This is a genomic window from Candidatus Zixiibacteriota bacterium (genome assembly GCA_020853795.1).
GTDB lineage: Bacteria > Zixibacteria > MSB-5A5 > CAIYYT01 > CAIYYT01 > JADJGC01.
Genome location: JADYYF010000057.1, coordinates 1 through 2,604, shown reverse-complemented (window position 1 = coordinate 2,604; position 2,604 = coordinate 1). Strand labels below are relative to the sequence as shown.

At 58.3% G+C, this 2,604-nt stretch carries 1 protein-coding gene; it reads right to left on the bottom strand.

Features of this window, described 5'->3' with window-relative positions:
• The coding region (locus tag IT585_04090; protein ID MCC6962412.1) for a hypothetical protein at window positions 1–2,419 on the bottom strand (2,419 nt) is incomplete at its 3' end.
• Window positions 2,420–2,604: the final 185 nt, after the last annotated feature.

Sequence of the window (2,604 nt, the reverse complement as noted above, 5' to 3'; positions counted from 1 at the left end):
CCTCCTGCAATGGACAATCGCACGGATGCTGCATCTCCCGCACCATGTCCCCGTCCAGCGTGTATATCCGGATCGTCGCCGCGCTCGGCAGGTTCGCAAAATGCAACCGCCGCGCCCGTTCCGGCGACGACGCCTGGGCGTTGAGCGATTCATAGCCCGCCTCGAGGTAACCGCCGTCGATGCGATATGGATTCGGGAAGACCGTGACTTCAAGCTTCTCCGTCTCGACGCGATCGGTTGAATTGACCGGATAAACTTCAATGGCGTTAGCCAGCGGCGAGCTTTCCAGCGCCGCCAGACTGGTGAGCGGATTGCCGAAGTCAAAAGTCGTGACGGCGAAGTAGACCGGCCGCGACGGCAACAGACCGTCGATGATATACACATATTCGTAGTAGGCGTCGACGGAGTCGTTCAGCTCCGGCTCCCAGATCATATCGCCCTTCTGCGCATCGGGGAAGCGCTTGGCAATGCTGCCCGGTTCGCCCAGTACCTGGCGATTGTAATCCTGCGGCGTGAAATAGTAGGCCACGTTCTCCCCCGGCACTTCCAGCGAGTCGGCAGCGTTCGGGTAGCGGCCTGGATCAAAATTCTCGCCGTAGAGTTTCCGCAACGAATCGAGCGTGAAAGGAACTTCGGTCAGTTCCCAACGCGGCGGATCAAAGCTCCGATTATGGCGATAGCGATTGAAGTCTTCGAAGTCGTAGGACGTCAAGAGCGCGAACTCACTCAGGAGCAGTTGGTTGCCCATGTATACTCGATAACCCTCAAAGTCCTTGAGGAACGAGAACGGATCCTGGCCCTCCTCGCTGTCCTTGCCGTTCCAGCGCAGTTCCACGCGACCCGGCGAGGCCGAGAAGCGCAGTTGCGGCGGAGACGGGGGCGGCGGTCCGGAGAAGTCCGGCACGCCGTCGCCAAAACGATAGATTTCTTTACCGGTGCAGGGGTTAATGATTGGATCTTCCACACCCGGAATAACTTTGACGCCATTGCTGTCGGTATCGACGCCGGGATTGTCGTAAACCCAGCCAGCCCACTGGGCGTTGGTCGCCAAGTCGCTGAAATCGAGCACGGCGGCCACTTTGTCGGGATTGTTGGCATCGAAGTTCGCCTTGAAGTCATCCGGCCGAACATGGAATTTGTCGCCGGCGACATAAGCCATTGTAATCGGCAGCGAGTCGCCCGGGGTAATATCGAACGGGCCGAAGGAAAGCAGATAGCGGGTGTCATATCCGTCGGCCAAGTCGGAAGAGATACTTTGGGCGGGCGGCAACCAGCCGGCGGAGGAATAGTCAATCGCCGAATAGAGCTGGTCGTAGTCGAACTCGCCGTTTTTCATAAAGAAGTACTTGTTTTCATCGCCGGCCGGCGTCCCGAGGCCGCCGGTGCCGAGTCCGCGATTGTTTTCCTGCCGGATCGGGCCCCAGTCCAAGCTGGCGTCACCCTGCGACACCCACCAATTGAAGCTGGTTTTCAATTCCGGGTTGGGGGTGCGGACCACGCGCGTGCCGGTCACCGCCGTCGGACTGTACTTGTTGAAGACGCCACCGACGGGGTCGCCGTCGTTGTCGGCAATCCAGGCGACATTGATGATATCCTCCAGATCGGGGCAGGCCGGTGACGGCACGGTGCTGCGGAAGCCGCAGATGTCGTCCTGGAAGAAATCGTTATTGGTCGGCTGATGGCCGACGTCCGCATCGACGTAGATGCCCATATAGCATTTCTTGATTTCCGAGACGCCGATATTCCTGATCAGAAAGTCAATCAGGATGAAGTCTTCGGCATACGAGTACGACCAAGCGTAACTCTTCTGCGTGATCTGGACGTTGATCGGAATGTGCGGGCGACCTTCATCAGGGTTCTGCTGAACGAAGGCCTGATCCGTCAGCGTGTCGGTGTAGACGGCGATATAGTCGGCTTCGGAAACGGCATCGGGGCTGTATTCCGGTTCCGACTTGCGGATCGTGCGCTTGATCATCGAGCCCTTCGGGGCGGCGTCGGCGTAGAATTCAAAGATGTGTTGCCAACCGTCGTGGCCGTGCGACACCAAAGTGTCTTCATTCACGATCGCGCCGATCCAAAGTGCGCCCTGGAACAAGTACTCGATACCGGAACCCGCCGGATAGACGCACGACGGCGCCGACAAGCCGGTCTCGGGGTCGATGATACTGGCATCAGCCTGGTTGCCGAAGATGCCGTAGTTGGTAACGCAGAGCTGAATATTCCCGACCTTGTGGACGCGAACCTCGAGAACGGGATTGCCCGCAGTCGGTTTATTCAGCCCCTGTAATCGCCGTATATGCTCAAGTGAGCTCTCGCCGGAGACCAGAGCCGCATTGAGAAGACCGCTTGTCGCCAGTACCATCAGGCAACCGAGCAGAAGCTGCCGGCGCGCGCGGGCGACAGACCGATAAACGTTCATCTGTCTTCCTCCAACTCTATCAAGAATCGTTTCGATAGCAAACTCGCAATAATTGCACTCGCACTCAGAATTTCAGACCGAGGGTGAAGCGGTGGGCTTGTTCCAACAGACCCATGTCCTGGTAGCCATAGTCCAACCGCAGTTCCATGTTGTTAAACGGTACCCGGACGCCGCCCCCGGCACTG